15 protein-coding genes and 2 tRNA genes are annotated in these 19,812 nt (G+C 50.0%); 12 read left to right on the forward strand and 5 right to left on the reverse strand.

The window, feature by feature from the left end; translation table 11 throughout:
- The first annotated feature begins 5 nt into the window (after window positions 1–5).
- The 8 genes from FHP88_RS11110 to FHP88_RS11145 all read left to right on the forward strand — a co-directional run bounded on the left by FHP88_RS11110 (window position 6) and on the right by FHP88_RS11145 (window position 6,931).
- A complete protein-coding gene (locus FHP88_RS11110) occupies window positions 6–737 on the forward strand; it encodes an ABC transporter ATP-binding protein (RefSeq protein WP_260843259.1) in 732 nt (243 codons plus the stop codon).
- Window positions 737–2,572 (forward strand): ABC transporter permease, encoded by a 1,836-nt coding sequence (locus FHP88_RS11115; RefSeq protein ID WP_144359151.1) that lies wholly within the window; start codon window positions 737–739, stop codon window positions 2,570–2,572. Before FHP88_RS11110 ends, FHP88_RS11115 begins: the two co-directional genes overlap by 1 nt.
- A complete protein-coding gene (locus tag FHP88_RS11120) occupies window positions 2,562–4,214 on the forward strand; it encodes an SUMF1/EgtB/PvdO family nonheme iron enzyme (protein ID WP_144359152.1) in 1,653 nt (550 codons plus the stop codon). The genes FHP88_RS11115 and FHP88_RS11120 overlap by 11 nt, the downstream gene beginning before the upstream one ends.
- A 10-nt stretch (window positions 4,215–4,224) precedes the next feature.
- On the forward strand, window positions 4,225–4,920 hold the full coding sequence (locus FHP88_RS11125) for a YMGG-like glycine zipper-containing protein (RefSeq protein ID WP_144359153.1): 696 nt from the start codon (window positions 4,225–4,227) through the stop codon (window positions 4,918–4,920).
- Window positions 4,917–5,486, forward strand: a complete 570-nt coding sequence (locus FHP88_RS11130; protein ID WP_144359154.1) for a hypothetical protein — start codon at window positions 4,917–4,919, stop codon at window positions 5,484–5,486. The genes FHP88_RS11125 and FHP88_RS11130 overlap by 4 nt, the downstream gene beginning before the upstream one ends.
- Window positions 5,487–5,542: 56 nt before the next feature.
- Entirely contained in the window at window positions 5,543–6,556 is a 1,014-nt protein-coding gene (locus FHP88_RS11135; protein ID WP_186297695.1) for a S41 family peptidase, read from the forward strand.
- A gap of 157 nt (window positions 6,557–6,713) precedes the next feature.
- Window positions 6,714–6,789: transfer RNA gene (locus tag FHP88_RS11140), tRNA-Ala, on the forward strand.
- A gap of 66 nt (window positions 6,790–6,855) precedes the next feature.
- Window positions 6,856–6,931 (forward strand) — tRNA-Glu (locus FHP88_RS11145).
- A 49-nt stretch (window positions 6,932–6,980) separates the two neighbouring features.
- On the opposite strand, the gene FHP88_RS11150 is transcribed toward FHP88_RS11145, so the two are convergent.
- The gene (locus tag FHP88_RS11150) at window positions 6,981–7,895 is read right to left on the reverse strand and encodes an AraC family transcriptional regulator (RefSeq protein WP_144359156.1); all 915 of its coding nucleotides are present in this window, start codon (window positions 7,893–7,895) and stop codon (window positions 6,981–6,983) included.
- A 201-nt stretch (window positions 7,896–8,096) separates the two neighbouring features.
- On the opposite strand from FHP88_RS11150, the gene FHP88_RS11155 reads away from it, so the two are divergent.
- Entirely contained in the window at window positions 8,097–9,617 is a 1,521-nt protein-coding gene (locus tag FHP88_RS11155) for an aldehyde dehydrogenase family protein (protein WP_144359157.1), read from the forward strand.
- 106 nt (window positions 9,618–9,723) lie between these two features.
- On the opposite strand, the gene FHP88_RS11160 is transcribed toward FHP88_RS11155, so the two are convergent.
- From FHP88_RS11160 to mfd, 4 genes are all read right to left on the reverse strand, one after another.
- A complete protein-coding gene (locus tag FHP88_RS11160; RefSeq protein WP_144359158.1) occupies window positions 9,724–10,737 on the reverse strand; it encodes a DsbA family protein in 1,014 nt (337 codons plus the stop codon).
- A 131-nt stretch (window positions 10,738–10,868) separates the two neighbouring features.
- On the reverse strand, window positions 10,869–11,804 hold the full coding sequence (locus FHP88_RS11165) for a bile acid:sodium symporter (protein ID WP_144359159.1): 936 nt from the start codon (window positions 11,802–11,804) through the stop codon (window positions 10,869–10,871).
- A gap of 17 nt (window positions 11,805–11,821) precedes the next feature.
- Window positions 11,822–12,565, reverse strand: a complete 744-nt coding sequence (locus tag FHP88_RS11170; RefSeq protein ID WP_144359160.1) for a peptidoglycan binding protein CsiV — start codon at window positions 12,563–12,565, stop codon at window positions 11,822–11,824.
- Window positions 12,566–12,698: 133 nt separating this feature from the next.
- Window positions 12,699–16,190: a transcription-repair coupling factor gene (mfd, locus tag FHP88_RS11175; protein WP_144359161.1), complete on the reverse strand. Its 3,492-nt coding sequence runs from the start codon at window positions 16,188–16,190 to the stop codon at window positions 12,699–12,701.
- 232 nt (window positions 16,191–16,422) lie between these two features.
- Between mfd and napF the strand changes: the two genes are divergently transcribed.
- The 3 genes from napF to napA are packed head-to-tail and all read left to right on the forward strand — an operon-like array spanning window position 16,423 to window position 19,775.
- On the forward strand, window positions 16,423–16,941 hold the full coding sequence (gene napF, locus FHP88_RS11180; protein ID WP_144359162.1) for a ferredoxin-type protein NapF: 519 nt from the start codon (window positions 16,423–16,425) through the stop codon (window positions 16,939–16,941).
- An 18-nt stretch (window positions 16,942–16,959) separates the two neighbouring features.
- A complete protein-coding gene (locus FHP88_RS11185) occupies window positions 16,960–17,217 on the forward strand; it encodes a chaperone NapD (protein WP_144359163.1) in 258 nt (85 codons plus the stop codon).
- On the forward strand, window positions 17,214–19,775 hold the full coding sequence (gene napA / locus FHP88_RS11190; RefSeq protein WP_144359164.1) for a nitrate reductase catalytic subunit NapA: 2,562 nt from the start codon (window positions 17,214–17,216) through the stop codon (window positions 19,773–19,775). Before FHP88_RS11185 ends, napA begins: the two co-directional genes overlap by 4 nt.
- The last annotated feature ends 37 nt before the right edge of the window (window positions 19,776–19,812 follow it).

A 19,812-nucleotide genomic window follows, 5' to 3' on the forward strand; every position in this document is an offset into this window, starting at 1 on the left:
GGTCGGTGCCACTCTTATTGTTGCAACAAGTGGTCAAGTCCCGGTCACATGCAGGTAGCAGTTTTCAACTTGTAGTACCTGAACTGTCGGTTTCGCCTGGCGAGTTTGTTGCAGTTGTTGGTGAGAGTGGTTGTGGTAAAAGTACCTTGCTTGATCTGCTGGCACTGATCTCCAAACCTGACGCCGCTGATTGTTATCGGCTGGTATTTGCAGACAGTGAGCAGCACGATGTGGCTGATCTATGGAGCCGCAATGACGAGTATGCCCTTGCGAGTATAAGACGCCAGCACCTCGGGTATGTTTTACAGACAGGTGGTTTACTGCCTTATCTGAATGTGCGTGACAACCTGCTTTTACCCATGCGTATTAATCGACTCCCGGGTGGTAGTAAACGCGTAAAGGAGATGGCAGAACGCATGGGTGTAGCGGACTGCTTGAATCGCCTGCCAGAATCACTCTCCGGTGGTCAACGTCAACGGGTGGCTATATTACGGGCCCTCTCTCATTCGCCTCGGTTGGTATTGGCCGATGAACCTACCGCTGCCGTGGATAAACGACGCGCCCGGTTAATTGTGCAAGATTTACGCTCGTTGGCTCGGGATGAAGGGCTATCAATCATTATGGTTACGCATGATCTGGATTTGGTTCATGAAGTAGCGGATAGGACCTATGGATTTGAAGTGAGCCAGGTCTCGGAAAATGAAACGCTCTCCATCTGTAGCCAAGAGGTGTTGTGATGGATAGTGGGGTAAGTCAACGACTGAGAGTATTTGGGCTTGCGGCGGCTCACCTGAAACATGAATGGGTTTTGACCCTGTGTCTGGTATCAGCCTTGGCGGCAGTACTTGCTCCGTTATTAATTTTAATGGGTTTGAAAGAGGGAACGATTGAGACATTGCGTGATCGTTTGGTACAGGATCCAGTGTATCGGGAAATTCGTCCTGCAATTACCCGTACCTTTGACAAGGAGTGGATGGAACAGCTTCAGAGTGATGAACGTGTGGCCTTTCTTACAACCACTATTTTACCTGCATCGTCAATGATCCATCTTGTTGCTAATGGTACGGATGCCGAGTTGATTGATCTGGTCCCCACCGCAGATGATGACCCTCTGTTACTGGAAAATGATGGGGCAATCCCGCAGGAAGGTGAATGCGTCTTGAGCAATGAAGCGGCAAGACGTCTGGGTGTAAAAGTCAATGAGTCCATTGTGGCACGCGTCACGCGCAGTCGAGGGGGGCGTTACGAAACAGTTGAACAAGACCTTCGTGTAAAGGCGGTTTTATCATCTCGTGCAGGGAGTTTGGCAAGGGTATACACGCCGCTTGAATTTGTTGTGGATGTTGAATCTTATAAAGAGGGGCGAGGTGTTGCAGCACGTGGCTGGGCGGGACAATCTTCACAGCCGTATATGAGTTTTGATGGTGTGCTGGTGTTATCCCAATCAATGCTTGATCCTGTTCTCCGTACTGGCCTGGTGGTTAATACAGGACTGCTTAAGGCAGACCCTATGGATAGTGAGGCCTTTGCTTCACTAACTGGTCTCTCCTTGCCTGATGGTTGGTACCCCTACAATCTCTCCATTCCGGCCGGCAGTGTAAATTATTCAAGCATTGAAGCACTGAAACGAAAACTACGCGGTAGAGAAGCCCTGTTAATTCCCTATGTGAATGATCTGATATTACAGCTACCTGAAAAGGAGCTTGCCATTGTGGGGCTTTCCATCAATACGGATTGGGCTGAAAAATTGGCTTGGCCCGCCTTGCCCTGGGGACAACTCTCGGCAACTGCACTGGAGTCGACTCGACTGATGCAGATTCTATTACCAGGAGATGATGTTTCTGTCGGCACTTCGTTAATGGCCACTTTTTATGGTGCCAGTCCGGTGACCTTCCCCTTGAAGGTAGTGGGTGCACCATCCCAAGTTAAACGAGCGCTGGTTCCAATCGAGCTGATTGGTATGCTGCGTACAGCCCGTGATCGGGCGGTTGTTTATCAGGCCGAAACGGATGATCTTGTTCTGCAACGTGCCGGTTTTCGAGGATTTCGACTCTACGCGCGAAATATCGACGACGTCCCATCCCTGGTGGCGCAGCTTCGGGGGCAAGGTCTGGAGGTTGTTGCGGCTGTGGACGCTATTGAACGTATCCAGGTGCTGGATCGTGGTTTGACCCAGCTCTTTTGGCTGATTGCTGTATTAGGTGTCGTTGGCGCGAGTGCCGTACTGATCGCCAGTCTTTATGCTGCGGTTGAGCGTGAACGCAAGGACTTGGGTGTTTTGCGTCTGATCGGTTTGGCGCGTAAGGATGTGTTTCTGTTTCCTGTATTTCAGGGTGCGCTTATCGCCATGTTGGGTGTCGCTCTTGCATGGGGCGGTTATTCACTGTTATCAGAGGTGATTAATCGCGTGTTTGGGAATGAGTTATCTGATGGACAGGCGATCTGCCGATTGCCAGCAGGCTATCCCTGGTTGGCTATGCTGGCGACTCTCACCTTGGCAATAATGAGCTCCCTGATTGCCGCCTGGAAGGCGACACTGATTGAACCTGCGGAGGCAATACGTGAAGAATAGGGTGCTTTGGTTTCTGTGTCTGCTGTTATTGGCACTGAATGTCTGGCCAGCGATTCCAGCGAAGAGTATCTATAACCCGAGTCCGGAGGAGGGTGATCTGGTGCTGCCGATGCCCAATGGTGCTGAACTGGTACTGCGTCCTATCAGGGTGCCAGGAAAAGGTTTCTGGGGTGACCGGGAACGGGTTGTGCAACTGGGTGATGCCACGGGTGGTGCGTTTGAAGGGGTACAGCAATCCATGGTTGCAGGATCATTTGAAGAACCTGGAAATCAGCGATGGGTAATCTGGCTGGCCAAGTATGAACTGACCAAAGGACAGTTTGTTGCCGTTATGGGTGCCGAGGCCCTGGCAGCTGCCAGCGGCAACCCGGTAGATATGAAATATGCAGAATTAACGGGGCGGAATTTAAAGCAGGCCCAGGCAATGCCGCTGTCATGGATAGATTATCAGGCAGTTGAAGATTTTCTGCGTGCCTATAATCACTGGCTGTTTGATCCGGAGCATCCTGAGCGCCGGACTGAATTGCCAACGATTGATGGCGTTCCAGGTTTCATCCGATTGGCGGCTGAAGATGAGTGGGAGTATGCGGCTCGCGGTGGTATGGCTGCCTTGAAGGATGGAACCTTTAGTGACCGTTTACCTTTTTCACCACGTCAGCTCAACGAGTATGCCTGGCATCTGGGTAATGCGAAAAACAAACCACGCCCGATTGGCCTGCGAAAAGCCAATCAATTAGGACTGCATGATCTCTATGGCAATGTTCATGAAATGACAGCAGGGCTGTTCCGGCCCGAAATATGGCAGGGAAAGCCTGGTGGGGTTCCCGTGCGGGGTGCCAGCGTTTCAAGTCCTGTTGGTGATGTGCGCTCGAGTTATAGAACAGAGTTTGATACTTATGCCTGGAATGCAGAAACAAAGGAGATGGGATTGCGGCGGACATTCAATATTGGTGCGCGTCTTGCCCTTGGTTCGAATGTGGTAGTTAGCTCATCTACGCGTAACCGGCTTGAAAATGAGTATGCCGAATACAGAAAAACATTACGTCGCGAAACCCCAGTGGGTCGGACGCTGGATAATCTTGTTAGCCAGGCATCCAGTCAGTTGGATACCGTTGATAGTGTCCTTAAAAGGCTGCTTGATCGTTATCCGGATGCACAAGATCAAGTTGCGTCAATACAAAGCTATGTCGACACTGCGAGAGGCCAGCTTGTTCAGGCGCAGCGTGATAACGCCCGCAGTCTGCTGCAGGACGCTTCGCGAAATGGCACAAATTTAAGTGTACTGATCAGTAAACGCGTGACCCTTGATAGAGCTATGGAAACGGCCAGTCGTTTGCTGAGTAAATCGACCCGCTATCAGGCACAAGTGGATGCGGTTCAGAAAACCCTTGATGAAAACAGTTCCGCAGCGAATGAGCAGTACAAAGCGTATTTGGATAAGGTGCTTCTGATCGGGGAGTATCAGCAGGAATTCAGGGAGCATGCATTCAAGGTGATGCGTGAAAAGAAACTGAGCTCGAGAGAGAGTCGGGTTTTGGAATTAGCAGAGCAACACGTACAACATTACAGTGAGAACCGTGCGGAGGATAAACCGGGCTGGTTAGCGCAGTTTAATAATATTTTTAAAGCATTCACGGAATAAGAGGTGAAGTATGAAAACCTTAGCAAGAAAAATTATACCGACACTATTGATCGGAGCAATGGTCACGGGTTGTGTAAGTAATCAACCAAAAAATGATTCGGCTAGTACAGCTGGATCACCTCAGCCACAGTCAGATTCCAGCCGAACAAAAACGGAAGGCGCTGTTTTTGGTGCGCTCTTGGGTGGGCTTCTCGGTATGGCTACGGGTGACAAGAAAAATGCTGCGGTCGGTGCGGTGATAGGTGCCGGTGTGGGCTATGTCGTAGGCAATGAGATAGCCAAACGCAAACAAGCTTATGCAACTAATGAGGAGTTCCTTGATGCGGAAATAGCACGGACAGCCGAGTTTAATCAAACCGCCAGAGCGCATCATGAGCGTCTGCGTGTAGAGATTGCAGCACTTGATGATGAGGCAGAAACATTACGTGCGCAATATAAATCTGGTCAGGCAAATAGACAGCAAATGCTGGCAAAACAGCAGCAGTTGAAAGAGAAACTGGACAAAAATAATGAGCTTGAGTCAGTACTGCAAAAAGAGTTTGAGATTAACTCGGAAGTCCTTGCTGAAGAGCGTAAGACACGAAATACCGAAGACCCGTATCTGATCGCACTTGAGAAAGAAAATAGTGATCTTAAGGCTCAGATACAAACATTGCGCAATGACAGCACTCAGCTAGCTGAGATCAATGAGAGGTTGTCAGTATGAAGATTCAATCAATACAGCTCATTGCATTGGTTGCCCTTTTGAGTGGTTGTGTGGCGAATGAGAACCCAAAGGAAGGTGGGTTGTTTGGTGGCATTCATGGTCTTTCAAGTGGTGCGTATGAACGGCGCGCACAAGAACGGGAAGATAATCTGGCAAAAATGCGGGCATTGCAGGAAGAACTCAATCAGGAGACGACAAGCCTTGATGCGCAAAAGCAGAAGCGGCAGATGATACTTGATGAGGAAAGACGTCAGTTAGCAACACTCACTACTGATGTCAAAGCGTTGGAAATCAAATTGGCATCAATGCAAAAGGAGAAAGGGGCGTCGGACAAGCGGCTGGCTGCTATACAAACACGGTTGAAGGATTTGAAATCACAACTATCAACACAGCAAAACTCGTTGGATGCGCTTGAAGGTAACGGTGTGGGTGGTGCAGATGCACTGGAAGGCACCCGTTCAGGCATGCCAACCGATTCTCGTCGTCAACAACTGGAAGCGCAACGGCTGGAACTGCAGCAGGAGTATGATGATCTTCTCAATCTGACACTGATGCTGGCAAAGTGAAATGTAAAGGTATTAGCCTGATTCTGATGGGTTGTTTTATCTGGCCGGCAGCTGTAATGGCGTCTGAATCAACGCTGGTAGAGGAGATCCGAACTATCTTGAGAGAGCAGGCACTCAACAAGCCGGATGAATCACAACTCAATGCCTTGACGAGTCAAAACCTAAAAAAGGGGTTAAAGGCGATTGATCCTTGGGCTGATGTAATTATAAAGCCTGACTTATTGAGTGATTCGTCTACGGCAGGTATTGGTGGAGAACTCTATATGGATAAAGGCCGCCCCTGGGTGATGCCTTATGCCAATAGTCCACTTACCCGGGCAGGCATAGAGGATCGGATTGAATTATACGCGGTTAACGATAAACTGGTGGAAGGAGTGCCACTTGCCGAAATAGCCCAACTCCTGACAGGTAATGAGGGGCGTGTACTGGGGTTAAAAATATGTCGGTCCGGGTGTGACGAACCCGAAAATCTACAAATAGCGCTTGAACCCATTCGTAAAAGCTCAGTAGAACAAGTGACAGTCGCTGGGCAAACTATTCTGCGGGTGCGCGGCTTTAAAGTTTGGGAAACGCGTTTTTTATTGGAGCGATCTCTGGCAACAATGGATGGGTTTACGCCGTTAATCCTGGATTTACGCGATTGTCAGGGTGGGGATCTATTCGAGGCCATGGATGTAGCAGCGCTGTTTCTACAAGGAGGCAAAGAGCTGGCGGCCACGGTGGATAGAGAGAGCAGAAGGAGACGCTATTATTCACCCTACTCAATCAAGGTCACCAAGCCATTGACCCTTCTTGTCAGTCGCAATACGGCAAGTGCAGGTGAGGTGTTTGCTGGTATTCTTCAGGCACAAGGGCGTGCTGTCTTGGCCGGGAAGCAAACAAGAGGTAAATGCGTTTCACAAACAGTCAGGCGCTTATCCGATGGTTCACAGCTTCATTTTACCAATTTTGAGATTGAGTTACCTGACGGCATCCATTGCCAGGATAAAGGGCTTCAACCCGATATTGAATTGACGGAGGAGGAAGTCCGTAACGATACTCTACTGATGGCACGTCTTCGCGGCCAGTAAGAATGGCTCATCGCATGGCTATACGAATATTAATTCCCACGGTTCTGTTAATTGCAGATAAGCAGCAATCAAAGCTAACTGCCCAAGTAATGTGAATAAAATGGGGTGCAGTGCTAGACAAATTCGACTGGATACCTTACCATGCGCGGCTTGTTTCGGGGCCATAGCTCAGCTGGGAGAGCGCTACACTGGCAGTGTCGAGGTCGGCGGTTCGATCCCGCCTGGCTCCACCAAAACAGAGAAAGGCCGGAGGCCTGACCGATAAACCAGCCTGTCGGTGTTATACGGAAGCAGTCCAAGTCCCCTTCGTCTAGAGGCCTAGGACACCGCCCTTTCACGGCGGTAACAGGGGTTCGAACCCCCTAGGGGACGCCAACAGAGAGACTCGATCAGCGATGGTCGGGTCTTTTTTTTGACTGAATGATCACTGCCTGGCTTGGGTGCTCCTGTTCTGGTAAGCACGTGGAGAATGCCCAAAAAAATCCCGAAAACGGCGACTGAAATGGCTTGGATTTGAGAAGCCAAGATCATAACAAACGGCGGTAATCTGTTCACCTTTCTCCAATCGTTTAGCGGCTTGTTTAAGTCGCAGTTGCTGTTGTAATTCGCTTGGGGAACAGCCGAGTTGGTTTTTAAATTCGGTGTACAGACGGCTGCGACTCATGCAGGCCAGTTTTGTCAGTCGATCAATATCCAGTGGTTCAGAGAGATGTTTCTCTATGTGATTGAGTGCGCTACTTAGACCGCTGGAATCGGGCGTGTTGCGACAATAGTTGAGCAGGAATTCGCGTTCCTGATGTCGCAGCATTCTGATAATCAATTCCGAGACACCAAAATCTACCATGACATCCCGGTCAGGGTGATTTTCAGTAAAGAAAGAGACCAGCCGCATTAACAGATGTTGTGTCTCTGAGGTGTGATGGGTGTGCAGTATCTGGCTGCTATAGTGCCAGCCCTCGGGTCCGGATTCGAGAGGATAAACATCCATCATGCGCTCGGACAGTTTTTCAACTTTTTCCTTCGATATCTCAACAGTGAGGCAGGTGGTGGGGTTGGCAATCGTTGCATCGGGAAAGTCAATCTCAACATACTCACCAGGCGCCATGACAAAGGACTCATGGGGTAGGAATACCTGGTCTGCAGTGTCATGCTTGTCGTGCATGATCTTGCGACCCTTGACCATGCCACAATAGAGTAGCTGATCAGCATCCAGCCCAACCCTTGAGGCTGCATAGTAGGTGTCATAGATGCTTAGTTCGGATTCAGGACCCGCAAAACTGATGCGATTCTCAACCAGCTTTTGAGGTTGTCGCAGCTTACTCAATTCTGCTGAACGCATGTCAGCTCCTCACTTTGAATACTTTAATCAGAAAAGAAATTGATCAAAAGTCAGAGGTCTTAATGCCCCTTGATGACGAATAGCATGCGTTGTGAATGGATCCTGAGTCAAGTGATATGGAATACCAGACAAGTTTTCGACAGGTGATAGCGGTAGGTTAATCCTGCAGATTTTCAACTAGAAAAGCAGGAGGAGATATCCATGATATATGCCATGCCAGGAACAGAAGGTTCGGTTGTTTCATTTAACGCACGTTATGAGAATTTTATAGGGGGAGAGTGGGTTGCACCGGTCAAGGGCGCCTATTTTGCCAATCACAGTCCAGTTACTGGTGAGGTTATCTGTGAAATACCCCGATCCACCGCTGAGGATATTGATCTGGCGCTGGATGCCGCACATGCTGCAAAAGTTTCATGGGGCAAGACCTCTGTGACCGCACGGTCCAACTTGCTACTTAAAATTGCCGACAGAATTGAGCAGAATCTGGAAGCGCTTGCGGTTGCCGAGACTTGGGATAACGGGAAGGCCGTGCGTGAGACGCTGGCTGCGGATGTACCGCTCGCCGTAGATCATTTCCGCTACTATGCAGGTTGTATCCGTGCCCAGGAGGGTTCAGTCGGCGAGATTGATGAACATACCGTGGCCTATCATTTCCATGAGCCGCTGGGTGTGGTTGGACAGATCATACCCTGGAATTTTCCCTTACTGATGGCGGCCTGGAAGATTGCTCCAGCATTGGCTGCGGGTAACTGTGTTGTATTGAAACCGGCGGAACAGACGCCGGCCTCTATTCTTAAGCTGATGGAGGTGATTGAAGATCTGTTGCCAGCGGGTGTACTGAATATCGTCAATGGTTATGGTAAAGAAGCTGGCCAAGCCTTGGCGACCAGCACTCGTATTGCCAAGATTGCCTTCACAGGTTCCACTCCGGTCGGTTCGCATATCCTGAAATGTGCTGCTGAGAATATTATACCTTCGACAGTGGAATTGGGTGGCAAGTCGCCAAACATCTACTTTAACGATGTGTTACAGCAGGAAGATGCCTATGTCAGTAAATGTATTGAGGGGGCAGTACTGGCTTTCTTCAACCAAGGTGAGGTCTGTACCTGTCCCTCACGTTTGCTGATACAGGAAGATATCTACGAAGATTTTATTGCCAAGATTGTAGAGCGGGCCAAACAGATTAAACGGGGTAATCCCCTAGACACCGAGACCATGGTGGGCGCGCAGGCCTCTCAAGAGCAGTTTGACAAGATCCTGACCTATCTGGAGATCGGTAAACAAGAGGGTGCTGAGGTGCTCATCGGTGGTGGTATTGAACAGATGGGTGATGGTCTTGGTGCAGGCTATTATATTCAGCCAACACTCTTAAAAGGTAACAATAAGATGCGGGTATTCCAGGAGGAGATATTTGGTCCGGTAGTATCGGTTACAACTTTCAAGGATGAAGCCGAGGCGTTGGCTATTGCCAATGATACCGAGTTTGGTCTGGGTGCCGGAGTCTGGACCCGGGATATGAATCTTGCCTACCGTATGGGTCGTGGCATTGAGGCTGGACGTGTCTGGACCAATTGTTATCATCACTATCCGGCACATGCTGCATTTGGAGGTTACAAAAAATCCGGTGTGGGACGTGAAACTCATAAGATGATGTTGGATCACTATCAGCAGACCAAGAATCTACTGGTCAGTTACGATGTAAATCCACTCGGTTTTTTCTGAGGACGAAACCTGCCTGTGGATACTGTGGAATAAAACGTAATTGAGGTATTCATGACAAGCAAAAGCCCGGCGAATAGCCGGGCTTTTGCTTTGGGGGAGGAAAAACTTACTTGGTGTTGAGTAAGTATTTTTCAATAGCGGCTATAAACACGGTAGCAGGCTGAGCTCCAGAGATGAGTTCACCTTCCAGAGTGCCGTCAGCAGGATTGTGGAAGCCAATAATAAAGCCAGGGGTACCTGTGATACCAACGGACTGTCCCACAGCCATATCACGGGATACACGCGCGCTGTAGGTGTTGTTGTCGAGACAGTTGTTGAATTTTTCCAGATCTTTCAGCTCAATCTGTTTGGCCACCGCTTTTAACTGGTCAGGGAACAGTTGGTCGGGCTGATTGAATAAGATCTCGTGCATGGCTTCAAAGCCACCTTGGTCACGCGCGCATTCAACAGCGTTGGAGGCTTCATCGGCTTCTTTGTGAAAGGCCAGTGGGAAGTGGCGATAACCAAAGGCAACACGATCGTTGTATTGTTCAATAAGTGCTTTAACGGTGCTTTGTGCCCGCTTACAGAAGGGACATTGATAATCAGAAAACTCCATGACCATAACCCGAGCTTTGTCATTACCGCGTAAAAATGCGGTTTCTACGGGGAGTTTAAGCAGCATCTCCTGAGGCTTGCTGAGGTTTGATACGATATCGCCTTTGCTGCTGGCTCGCTGATAGAGTTCGATTTCGCTGCGTGCCTTATCCATACCTTCCATATATTCCCGGATCATTGGACCTAATTGATCCATCGACCCGCGACTCTGCAGGTTGTTCTTAAGGTAAAAAGTTTCGACCTGTTCATCCGTGATGACGGTACTTGGCGCGAGTTTGTAATCGCCTGATGTTTCTGTGAGTTGCTTGACTGCTTGACGGATAAAGGCTTCCTGAAGGGCATCGTGCAGTTGTATGCGCAGCTCATTGATCTTTTGATCTTCGATGTCTGAAAGGCGAACCTCTTTGCCGTCTACGGTCCCAATGACACTCTGTTCTGTCAGCAGGCTATCGGCTGCAACGAGGTTTGAGAGAGAGAAACTGAACAGGGTCAGGGTGATTGCGAACAGCTTGAATGGCTTCATCGATGATCCTTAAGGCTTGGATGCCCAACGGGCGTTAGTGTCTGTAAAAGTCCGACAGCGTACCCTGTAGCGAGTTCCAGGAAAAGCGCATTATCTTCTATTGGTTCTGCAAAACTGGCCGCTATTGTCCATCATATTGAGAGATCGCCGCTTTTTGCCAGTCTGGCGGCCAAGATAGAATCGACAAACAACTGAAGGAAGTGAAACAGGATACAGGCCACAAGTGCAACGCCAATAGGTTGATTGAGCGCTGCCAGCACACCTACTGCAACCGGTAAAGTTTTTTGGGATGCCGTGAACATTAACGCGATCCACTCACCTCGATCTGAAGGATTAAATATGCGTGATCCCAGGCAGAGCAGTAAAAGAACGGCATGCAACAGGATTGCTCCAAAGATTATTATGCCAATCAGCGTCAGACTGATCTCCTTAAGTGTCTCGCTGGAAGCTGAGACCGACATCCAGACTGTGGCGATCACACAGGTCGAAGGCAGATAACGGATTATTACGTGCTTGGGTGATATCTGCAGCGTACGTCGTCCCAACATGCCGATGATAAATGGGATTAATACAATAATCATGAGTTGCTTTAAAAGTGGCCAGGGAGACAATTCGATACTCCCCACATTCTCAAGAACCACGGGGAGCATGAACGGAATCGTAAAGACCCCGAGCAAGTTCAGCAGAATGGTTAGAAAAAGAGCCTTGGCGCTGTCACCCCCGGCTAGATGGGTCATCACAATGCCGGATGAAAGGGTTGAGGGTACGGTGGCTGTGACGATGATACCGATGGCGGCACCTGTAGGCAGTGCCAGGAGTGTGGCTGTTAGGAGGCCAAGAAACGGACTTAAAATAAGGTTAATGACCACGGCAATCAGGGCGGTGGTCCAAATCCTCCCAGATAGGGGCATCGCATTGAGTTGAGTCTGGTAACCATTAATCAAAAAGATGGTGACGACCATCCAAGGTATCAGACCAATCTCTTGCAGTATCGCCCCTGCCTCTGGTGCAAACCAGGCAATTATGAATGCCAGCAGTAAGCCGCCGGGTAGATAATAACTGTTCATTGAGCAGGCGTGCCTGACTAGTTAGTCGTGGCCGTGGGTGCGGTTTTCTCGGTCGGCGCAGTTGGTTCTGTAATTTTTTCTGCGGCTGCTGTTGCCCCAGGTTCCTCCTGAGGCACCTCAATACGGCTGATCAAAATCAGTGCCCCCATCATGGGATGATCAATGTAATGCACTTCTCCGCTGCGCATGCGCCGATTGCCGGTAAAGCGGACGCTGCCATAGGATGGGCTTAGCAGCGCCTCAGCGTTATTCGATGGTGTGGGTGGGAGCGTGGCCTGTTTCAGGAGGAGATCCAGATCGACATGCAGGTAGCGACTAACACTGATTTTGATTACACCTTCAAATGGTACAACAGTCGTGTCTCCTATTTGTGCAGATCCGAGGTTGATGGTCTTGGCGCTACCGGAGGATGCCACCGGCTGACGCCAAGCTTGATGAAACAGAGGCTCAATCTCACCGCGTGTTTTATGGAGTGCATTAAACACGGGTGTTAACCGCCAGTCCTTTCTGGGTAACAGGGTAAAGGGTTGTTGCTGGTCTGTTTTTTCTGCCCCTGCTGGGACCAGATTAATGCTGTTACTCCAGTCCGGGCTTCCTGGGTCTGCAGGCCAGTGCTCAGTGTTGCCGGCCCCCGGCGATCCCTGTTTAAACAGTATCAGTTCAACGTCATACCAGGTGGCTTCATTTTCTGCTGCGATTGCTTGCGATAATGGGGCGGCACTGAGTAGTAGCGCAAGAAGGAGTTGGGCCAGTTTCATCATAATTTTTGCGAGTCAGATATTGAGCTGTTCTATCGATTAAGACGGATGATTGTCTCTGTCGTGTTAAAAAATGTATAGCGTAAATTAATTAATGACTGATTACGGGATCTCATTCTGATGGGCTGATCACGACTTAGCCACAAACTTCATTCAGAATATCAGTGACTTGGGGAATGCGGCGTTGTTGGTCACTGAGATCTTTAAAGAAGCGGATTTTTTCGCCGCCATCAAGTTTGAACTCCTTTGGTCGGGTCTGAATCAGGCGAATGATGCGCCCAGGATCGACTTTGGATTCACCGTCAAACAGAATACGGCCACCCGCGGGCCCGGCTTCGATTTTGCGAATCCCGAGTGGATTTACCTTTAGTTTCAGTTCTGTAATACCAAACAGATTTTTGGTTGCCTCAGGTAGAAGACCAAAGCGGTCAATCATCTCAACCTGAATCTCACGCAGTTCATCTTTAGAGTTGGCACTGGCAATCCGTTTGTACAACACCAGGCGTGAATGGACATCTGGGAGATAGTCGTCTGGTAGTAGTGCAGGCAGTTGCAGATCGATCTCCGCGCCATGATCGAGCGGCCGGTCTAGATTGGGATGTTGCCCTGATTTCAAGGCTTTGACCGCGCGTTCCAGCAGTTCACTGTAGAGCGTAAAACCGACTTCGTGAATTTGTCCGCTTTGTCCTTCGCCCAGAAGTTCGCCAGCACCGCGTATCTCCAGGTCATGTGTTGCCAAGGTAAAGCCTGCGCCAAGGTCTTCAAGCGACTCGATCGCCTCCAGGCGTTTTTTTGCGTCGGCAGAGAGCATTTTTGGTGGCGGGGTGATCAGGTAGGCATAGGCCCTATGGTGAGAGCGGCCAACCCGACCCCGTAGCTGATGAAGTTGCGCCAGACCGAGCTTGTCTGCCCGGTTTATAACAATGGTGTTGGCACTGGGTACATCGATACCGCTTTCAACAATCGTTGTACAGACCAGGATGTTGAACCGTTGGTGATAGAAATCCCGCATGATCGATTCCAGTTCACGCTCGCGCATCTGACCGTGAGCCACCTGGACTTTTACTCCCGGTAGCAGTTTCTCCAGCTTTTGGGCGGTGTTCTCGATAGTGCTGACTTCGTTGTGGAGGAAGTAGACCTGGCCACCGCGTTTGATCTCGCGCTGGCAGGCTTCCACAACCAGTGCATCATTCCACTGGCTGATAAAGGTCTTAATTGGGTGTCTTGATGCTGGAGGCGTGGCAATGATAGAGAGATCACGCATCCCGGACATGGCCATATTCAGTGTTCTTGGGATGGGGGTAGCGGTCAGTGTCAGCATATCTACTTCACTGCGCAATGCTTTCAGTTTTTCCTTATGGCGGACGCCAAAGCGATGTTCTTCGTCAATTACGACCAGGCCAAGATTTTTATAGCGAATACTCTCCTGGAGCAGCTTATGAGTGCCGACTACGATATCGACTTTACCCGCTGCCAAGCCGTCGATAATCGACTTCTGTTGTTTTGCAGTACGGAAGCGGGAGAGGCTCTCCACCTTAACTGGCCAGTCAGCAAAGCGGTCTGAAAAGTTCTCGAAATGCTGCTGCGCCAGCAGGGTCGTAGGTACCAGGATGGCCACCTGCTTACCACCGTGCACGGCCATGAAGGCTGCGCGCATGGCGACTTCTGTTTTTCCGAATCCTACATCGCCACAGACAACCCGATCCATCGGATGGGGTGAGGTCATGTCACTAATCACTGCTTCTATGGTTTGCTGCTGGTCAGGTGTCTCTTCAAAATCAAAGGAAGCGGCAAAACTGGCATACTCCTCTTCTGCAGGCGGGAAGGCGTATCCTTTATGTGCGGCCCGACGGGCATAAATTTCCAGCAGTTCTGCCGCCACATCACGTGCCCGCTCGGCGGCTTTGCGTTTAACCCGCTCCCATTGATCGCCACCTAACCGATGCAGAGGTGCCGTCTCGGCCGAGGCTCCCGCATAACGGCTAATCAGATGCAGTGATGAGACAGGGACATAAAGTTTATCGCCTTTGGCATATTCCAGTGTCAGAAACTCAGTCGTCATACCGCCGACTTCAAGTACTTGTAGCCCCAGATAACGCCCAACCCCATGATTTTCATGAACTACCGGTGCACCGACATGAAGTTCTGTCAGGTTGCGGACAATCTGGTCTGCGTCGCGTTGCTTGGCCTTTCTGCGGCGTTCCTGTCTGACTCGCTCGCCCAGTAGTTGACTCTCAGGGATTACAACCAGTCGCGGTTGATCCAACCATAACCCCTCCTCAAGGGGCGCAACAGTCAACAGCAACTTTTCATCAGAATCAATAAATGCTTGCCACCCCTCTATGAGTCTGGGGCGAATGTCATAGCTGGCCAGCGTCTCTTTAAGCATCTCTCGGCGGCCGGCACTTTCAGCGATGAACAGGATTTTACCGGGTTCTTCTGCAATGAACTGTTGCAGTGCGGCGGCAGGATGCTCAGCCCTTGCTTGAAAGCTGAGTGGCCTCGGTTGTCGGGTAGAGAAATTATAAAAACTGCTGTAACCGCGTTTACGTTCAATAATCTCGGTCCGTTGAATCCGGATAGACTGACCCTGGTTTAAGTGTGAAATTAATTGATCGACCCTCAGATAGAGGGTATCTGGACTGAGAATAGGACGCTCTATGTCATAACGACGTTGCTCGTAACGCTCACCAACCTGGGTCAGGAATTGATCAGCCCGATCACGGGTTTCGTCTGTTCGAATTATTAGTAGATTGTCAGGAAGGAAGTCGAATAGCGTTGCTGTCTGCTCGAAAAAGAGAGGGAGGTAGTACTCTAATCCTCCTGGGGCGCGGCCGGCGGAAACTTCACTGTAGATCAGGCTGCGTTGAGGGTCTCCTTCAAAGGAGTTGCGAAAGGCTTGACGGAAGTGAGTAATGCCCGCTTCATCCAGAGGGTACTCTCTTGCGGGTAACATTTTGATCCCTTCAACACGATCAATAGTTCGTTGTGTCTCAGGGTCAAACGTCCGGATACTCTCAATTTCCTCATCGAACAGATCAATCCGAAAAGGGATATTATTTCCCATTGGGAAGATATCTAGCAGCGAACCACGAATCGTAAACTCACCATGCCCTACCACCTGAGAGACACATTGATAACCGGCCTGCTCGAGTTGCAGACGCATACCATCCAATGAAAGCGTATCACCCACATTCAGCATCAGGGTATTGGCATGAATGTAGGGTTTAGGGGGGAGTCGTTGTAACAGCGTCCCAACCGGGACGATCAATACAGCTGGTTGTGCCTGTTCAAGTTGATAGAGGGTAAGGAGTCGCTGTGAAACCAATTCAGGAAGAGGAGAGAAGACATCGTAGGGCAGGGTCTCCCAATCTGGAAAGCCTAATATGCTAATGGCCTGATCTTTCAAGAAAAAACGCAAGCCATCTTCAATTTTTGCCGCACTCTGAGCATCATCTGCAACGACCAGTGTAATGCCAGAAAATGCTTTAGCTGCAGAGGCCATAGCGACCACATCACCCATGCCATAGAGACGCCCCCACTGAATGCGTTCCTGCTCCTTAGTGGGTACGGGTGGAATGAGTGGATTAGTCAATATATCGGCGTTCGGTGATGGCGGATTGGTCATAGCGGTTGCTGGCAAAGAATCAGCTCGCAATTTTCGCACACCTGGGCTGAGTATCGAAGGTCTAATTTATAGTCATGGACAAGAAAAAAAATCCCATGTTTGGCGTTTGTTGATATAGGTCAACAAGAACTCTGTGCAACTGGAAAACTTGATTTAGGTCAACGATGGTCCGTGATGGCAGGTCTATAAAGCCCTAAATTGAGTAGGTGATTATAGTCTCAAACATACGCTTATGGATCATAACGTCAGTCGAGCACAGTTGTTGAGGGGTGACCTCAGCGGGGAGAAAACGGTATTCCGTCCTCCGTGGGCATTGGCTGAGATTGAATTTATTGAACAGTGTACGGGCTGTGGGGACTGCATCGCGATCTGTCCAGACACATTGATTATTCAGGGGCGTGGCAAGCTACCCCAAATGGATTTCACCCGGGGTGGCTGTGATTTTTGCGGCGACTGCCTGACAGCCTGCGAGCCCGCCGCATTGAAGTTGGATTCTGAACAGGCATCCCCCCCTTGGGATATTAAGGCGACGATTCAACCGAATTGTCTTTCCATGAATGCAGTGATCTGCAGATCTTGTGGTGAGGTCTGTGATGAGCGAGCCATTCGTTTCAAATTAGAGGTTGGCGGCGTGGCGACACCGTTGCTCGATCTCGATCAGTGTACGGGCTGTGGTGCTTGTTTTGCCGTCTGCCCCATACGAGCAGTAACGCTATCTTCAATAAACGAACCGCGCGATCAAGCCGCGTAAAAGGAGTGAATTACAACAATGAATATCTGTAGCGCCATTGTACATGCCAAGCCTGAAGTGGCCGGTATCGTTCAGGCAAGTTTAGAGGAGTTTGCTGGAGTTCAGGTACATGGTGGAGCGGAACAGGGGAAGTTGATCGTGACTCTCGAAGGGGAGGGTGATGATGCCCTGGCGGACACCATGGCCAAATTTAATGATGTATCCGGTGTAATCAATACAGTGATGATTTATCACTACTGCGGGGATGAACCTGCTGATATGGAGGTAATGAAGTGAAACTAACCAGGCGTGACTTTGTTAAGAGCAATGCGGCAGCAGCAGCAGCCGTGGCAGCAGGTGTATCACTGCCAGCCATTCAAGTGGCCAATGCAGCAACTGCCGACGGTATGGATGCTGACGGAATTCGTTGGGACAAGATAGCCTGCCGCTTCTGCGGTACTGGCTGTTCAGTTTTGGTCGGAACCAAGGGTGGCAAGATGGTTGCCAGCCAGGGCGACCCGGACGCACCTGTAAATAAAGGATTGAACTGTATCAAGGGTTATTTCCTACCTAAGATCCTCTACGGAGAGGATCGTCTGACTCAGCCACTGCTGCGTAAGAAAGGCGGGAAATTTGCCAAAGACGGTAAGTTCGAGCCGGTTTCCTGGGATGAAGCCTTTGATGTCATGGCCGAGCACTGGAAAGTGGCCCTGAAGAAGGATATGGAAAAGAATGCCGGTCAGCCGGTCGACAAGATGACCTCCTCTGTCGGTATGTTCGGTTCTGGTCAGTGGACTGTTTGGGAAGGTTATGCCGCATCAAAATTGATGAAGGCCGGTTTCCGTTCCAATAATCTGGACCCCAATGCCCGCCACTGTATGGCCTCAGCTGTAGGTGCGTTTATGCGAGCCTTTGGTATTGATGAGCCAATGGGCTGCTACGATGATCTGGAACACGCCGATGCATTCGTGCTCTGGGGCGCCAATATGGCCGAGATGCACCCGATCCTCTGGTCTCGTCTGACCGACACCCGACTCACCAAGAAAGACTGTGAAGTGCATGTCCTCTCAACCTATGAGCATCGCTGTTTCGAGTTGGCTGATAATGGCATGGTATTCCATCCACAGTCAGATTTGGCAATTGCTAACTATATTGCCAACTACATCATTCAGAACAAGGCCTACAATCAAGACTTTATTGGTAAGCATGTCAATTTCACTCAGACAGCTACCGACATTGGTTATGGTTTGCGTCCTGATCATCCCCTTGAGAAGGCAGCTAAAAATGCAGGTAAGGGTGCTCTCTCTAAGATCAGCTTTGAAGAGTATGCGGCTTCAGTAGCACCTTATACCCTTGAGAAGGCCGCTGAGATGTCCGGTGTTCCAGCGAAAGACTTGGAGCGCTTGGCCAAACTTTATGCCGATCCCAATAAGAAGGTCACTTCTTACTGGACCATGGGTATGAACCAACACACCCGTGGTGTCTGGATCAATGGACTGGTTTACAACATCCATCTGCTGATGGGTAAGATCTCTGAGCCTGGAAACAGCCCATTCTCACTGACCGGACAACCTTCTGCCTGTGGTACGGCTCGCGAAGTCGGTACTTTCTGTCATCGTCTGCCAGCGGATTTGGTTGTGGCTAATCCTGCACATCGTAAGTTCTCGGAGCAGGTATGGAAACTACCTGAAGGAACCTTGAACGGTAAGGTCGGCTATCACGCTGTATTGATGCATCGTATGCTCAAAGACAGCAAGATGAACACCTTCTGGGTCATGTGTAACAACAACATGCAGGCTGCGGCTAACTTAAATGAAGAGTCTTATCCTGGTTGGCGTAATCCGGCCAATTTCATCACCGTATCTGACCCCTACCCAACTGTCTCGGCGATGGCGGCTGATCTAATTCTGCCAACGGCTATGTGGGCAGAGAAAGAGGGTGCCTACGGTAATGCAGAGCGTCGTACACAGTTCTGGCGTCAACAGGTTAAAGCGCCTGGTGAGTCCAAATCAGATCTGTGGCAGCTGATGGAGTTTGCCAAACGCTTCAATATGGAAGAGGTATGGCCTGCAGAGTTGCTTGACAAAGCGCCCGAGTATAAGGGCAAGACCCTGTTTGACATCCTTTATACCAACGACCAGGTGAATAAATTTGCCGTCCAGGAAGTGAAGGATAGTCAGGGCAACGTCTATGACAATGATGAGATGGCTGACTTTGGTTTCTATCCTCAGAAAGGCCTGTTTGAAGAGTATAGGATGTTTAACTCTGCAGACAACATCATCAAGAAAGGCCATGAAATGGCACCTTTTGATGCTTATCACACCGCCCGTGGATTGCGTTGGCCTGTGATTGATGGGAAGGAGACGCTGTGGCGTTTCCGTGAGGGTTATGATCCCCATGTTGCCAAAGGAGAAGGGGTGAAGTTTTATGGTAAGCCTGACGGCAAAGCCAACATTATTTCTGCACCTTTCGAGCCTGCTGCCGAGAGCCCGGACAAAGAGTTTGATCTTTGGCTCTGTACTGGACGTGTGCTTGAGCATTGGCACTCTGGCTCTATGACCAATCGCGTGCCTGAGCTGCATCGTGCAGTACCCGATGCTGTGGTCTTCATGCATAGGAACGATGCCAAGAAACGTAAGCTGCGTGATGGCCAAATGGCCAAGCTGCAGACACGTCGTGGTGAGCTTGTGGCACGTGTTGAGACTCGTGGACGTAACCGGCCTCCTGAGGGCTTGGTTTTCATCCCCTGGTTTGATGCCAGCCGATTGGTTAACAAGTTGACCCTGGATGCAACCGACCCGCTGTCCAAAGAAACGGACTACAAGAAGTGTGCGGTGAAGGTCATCAAGGCGTAATGAGCGGCTGAATGATCTAGCCGGATAATACCGGTTG

The sequence above is a fragment of the Sedimenticola selenatireducens genome (genome assembly GCF_007625115.1).
Classification (GTDB): domain Bacteria; phylum Pseudomonadota; class Gammaproteobacteria; order Chromatiales; family Chromatiaceae; genus Sedimenticola; species Sedimenticola selenatireducens_A.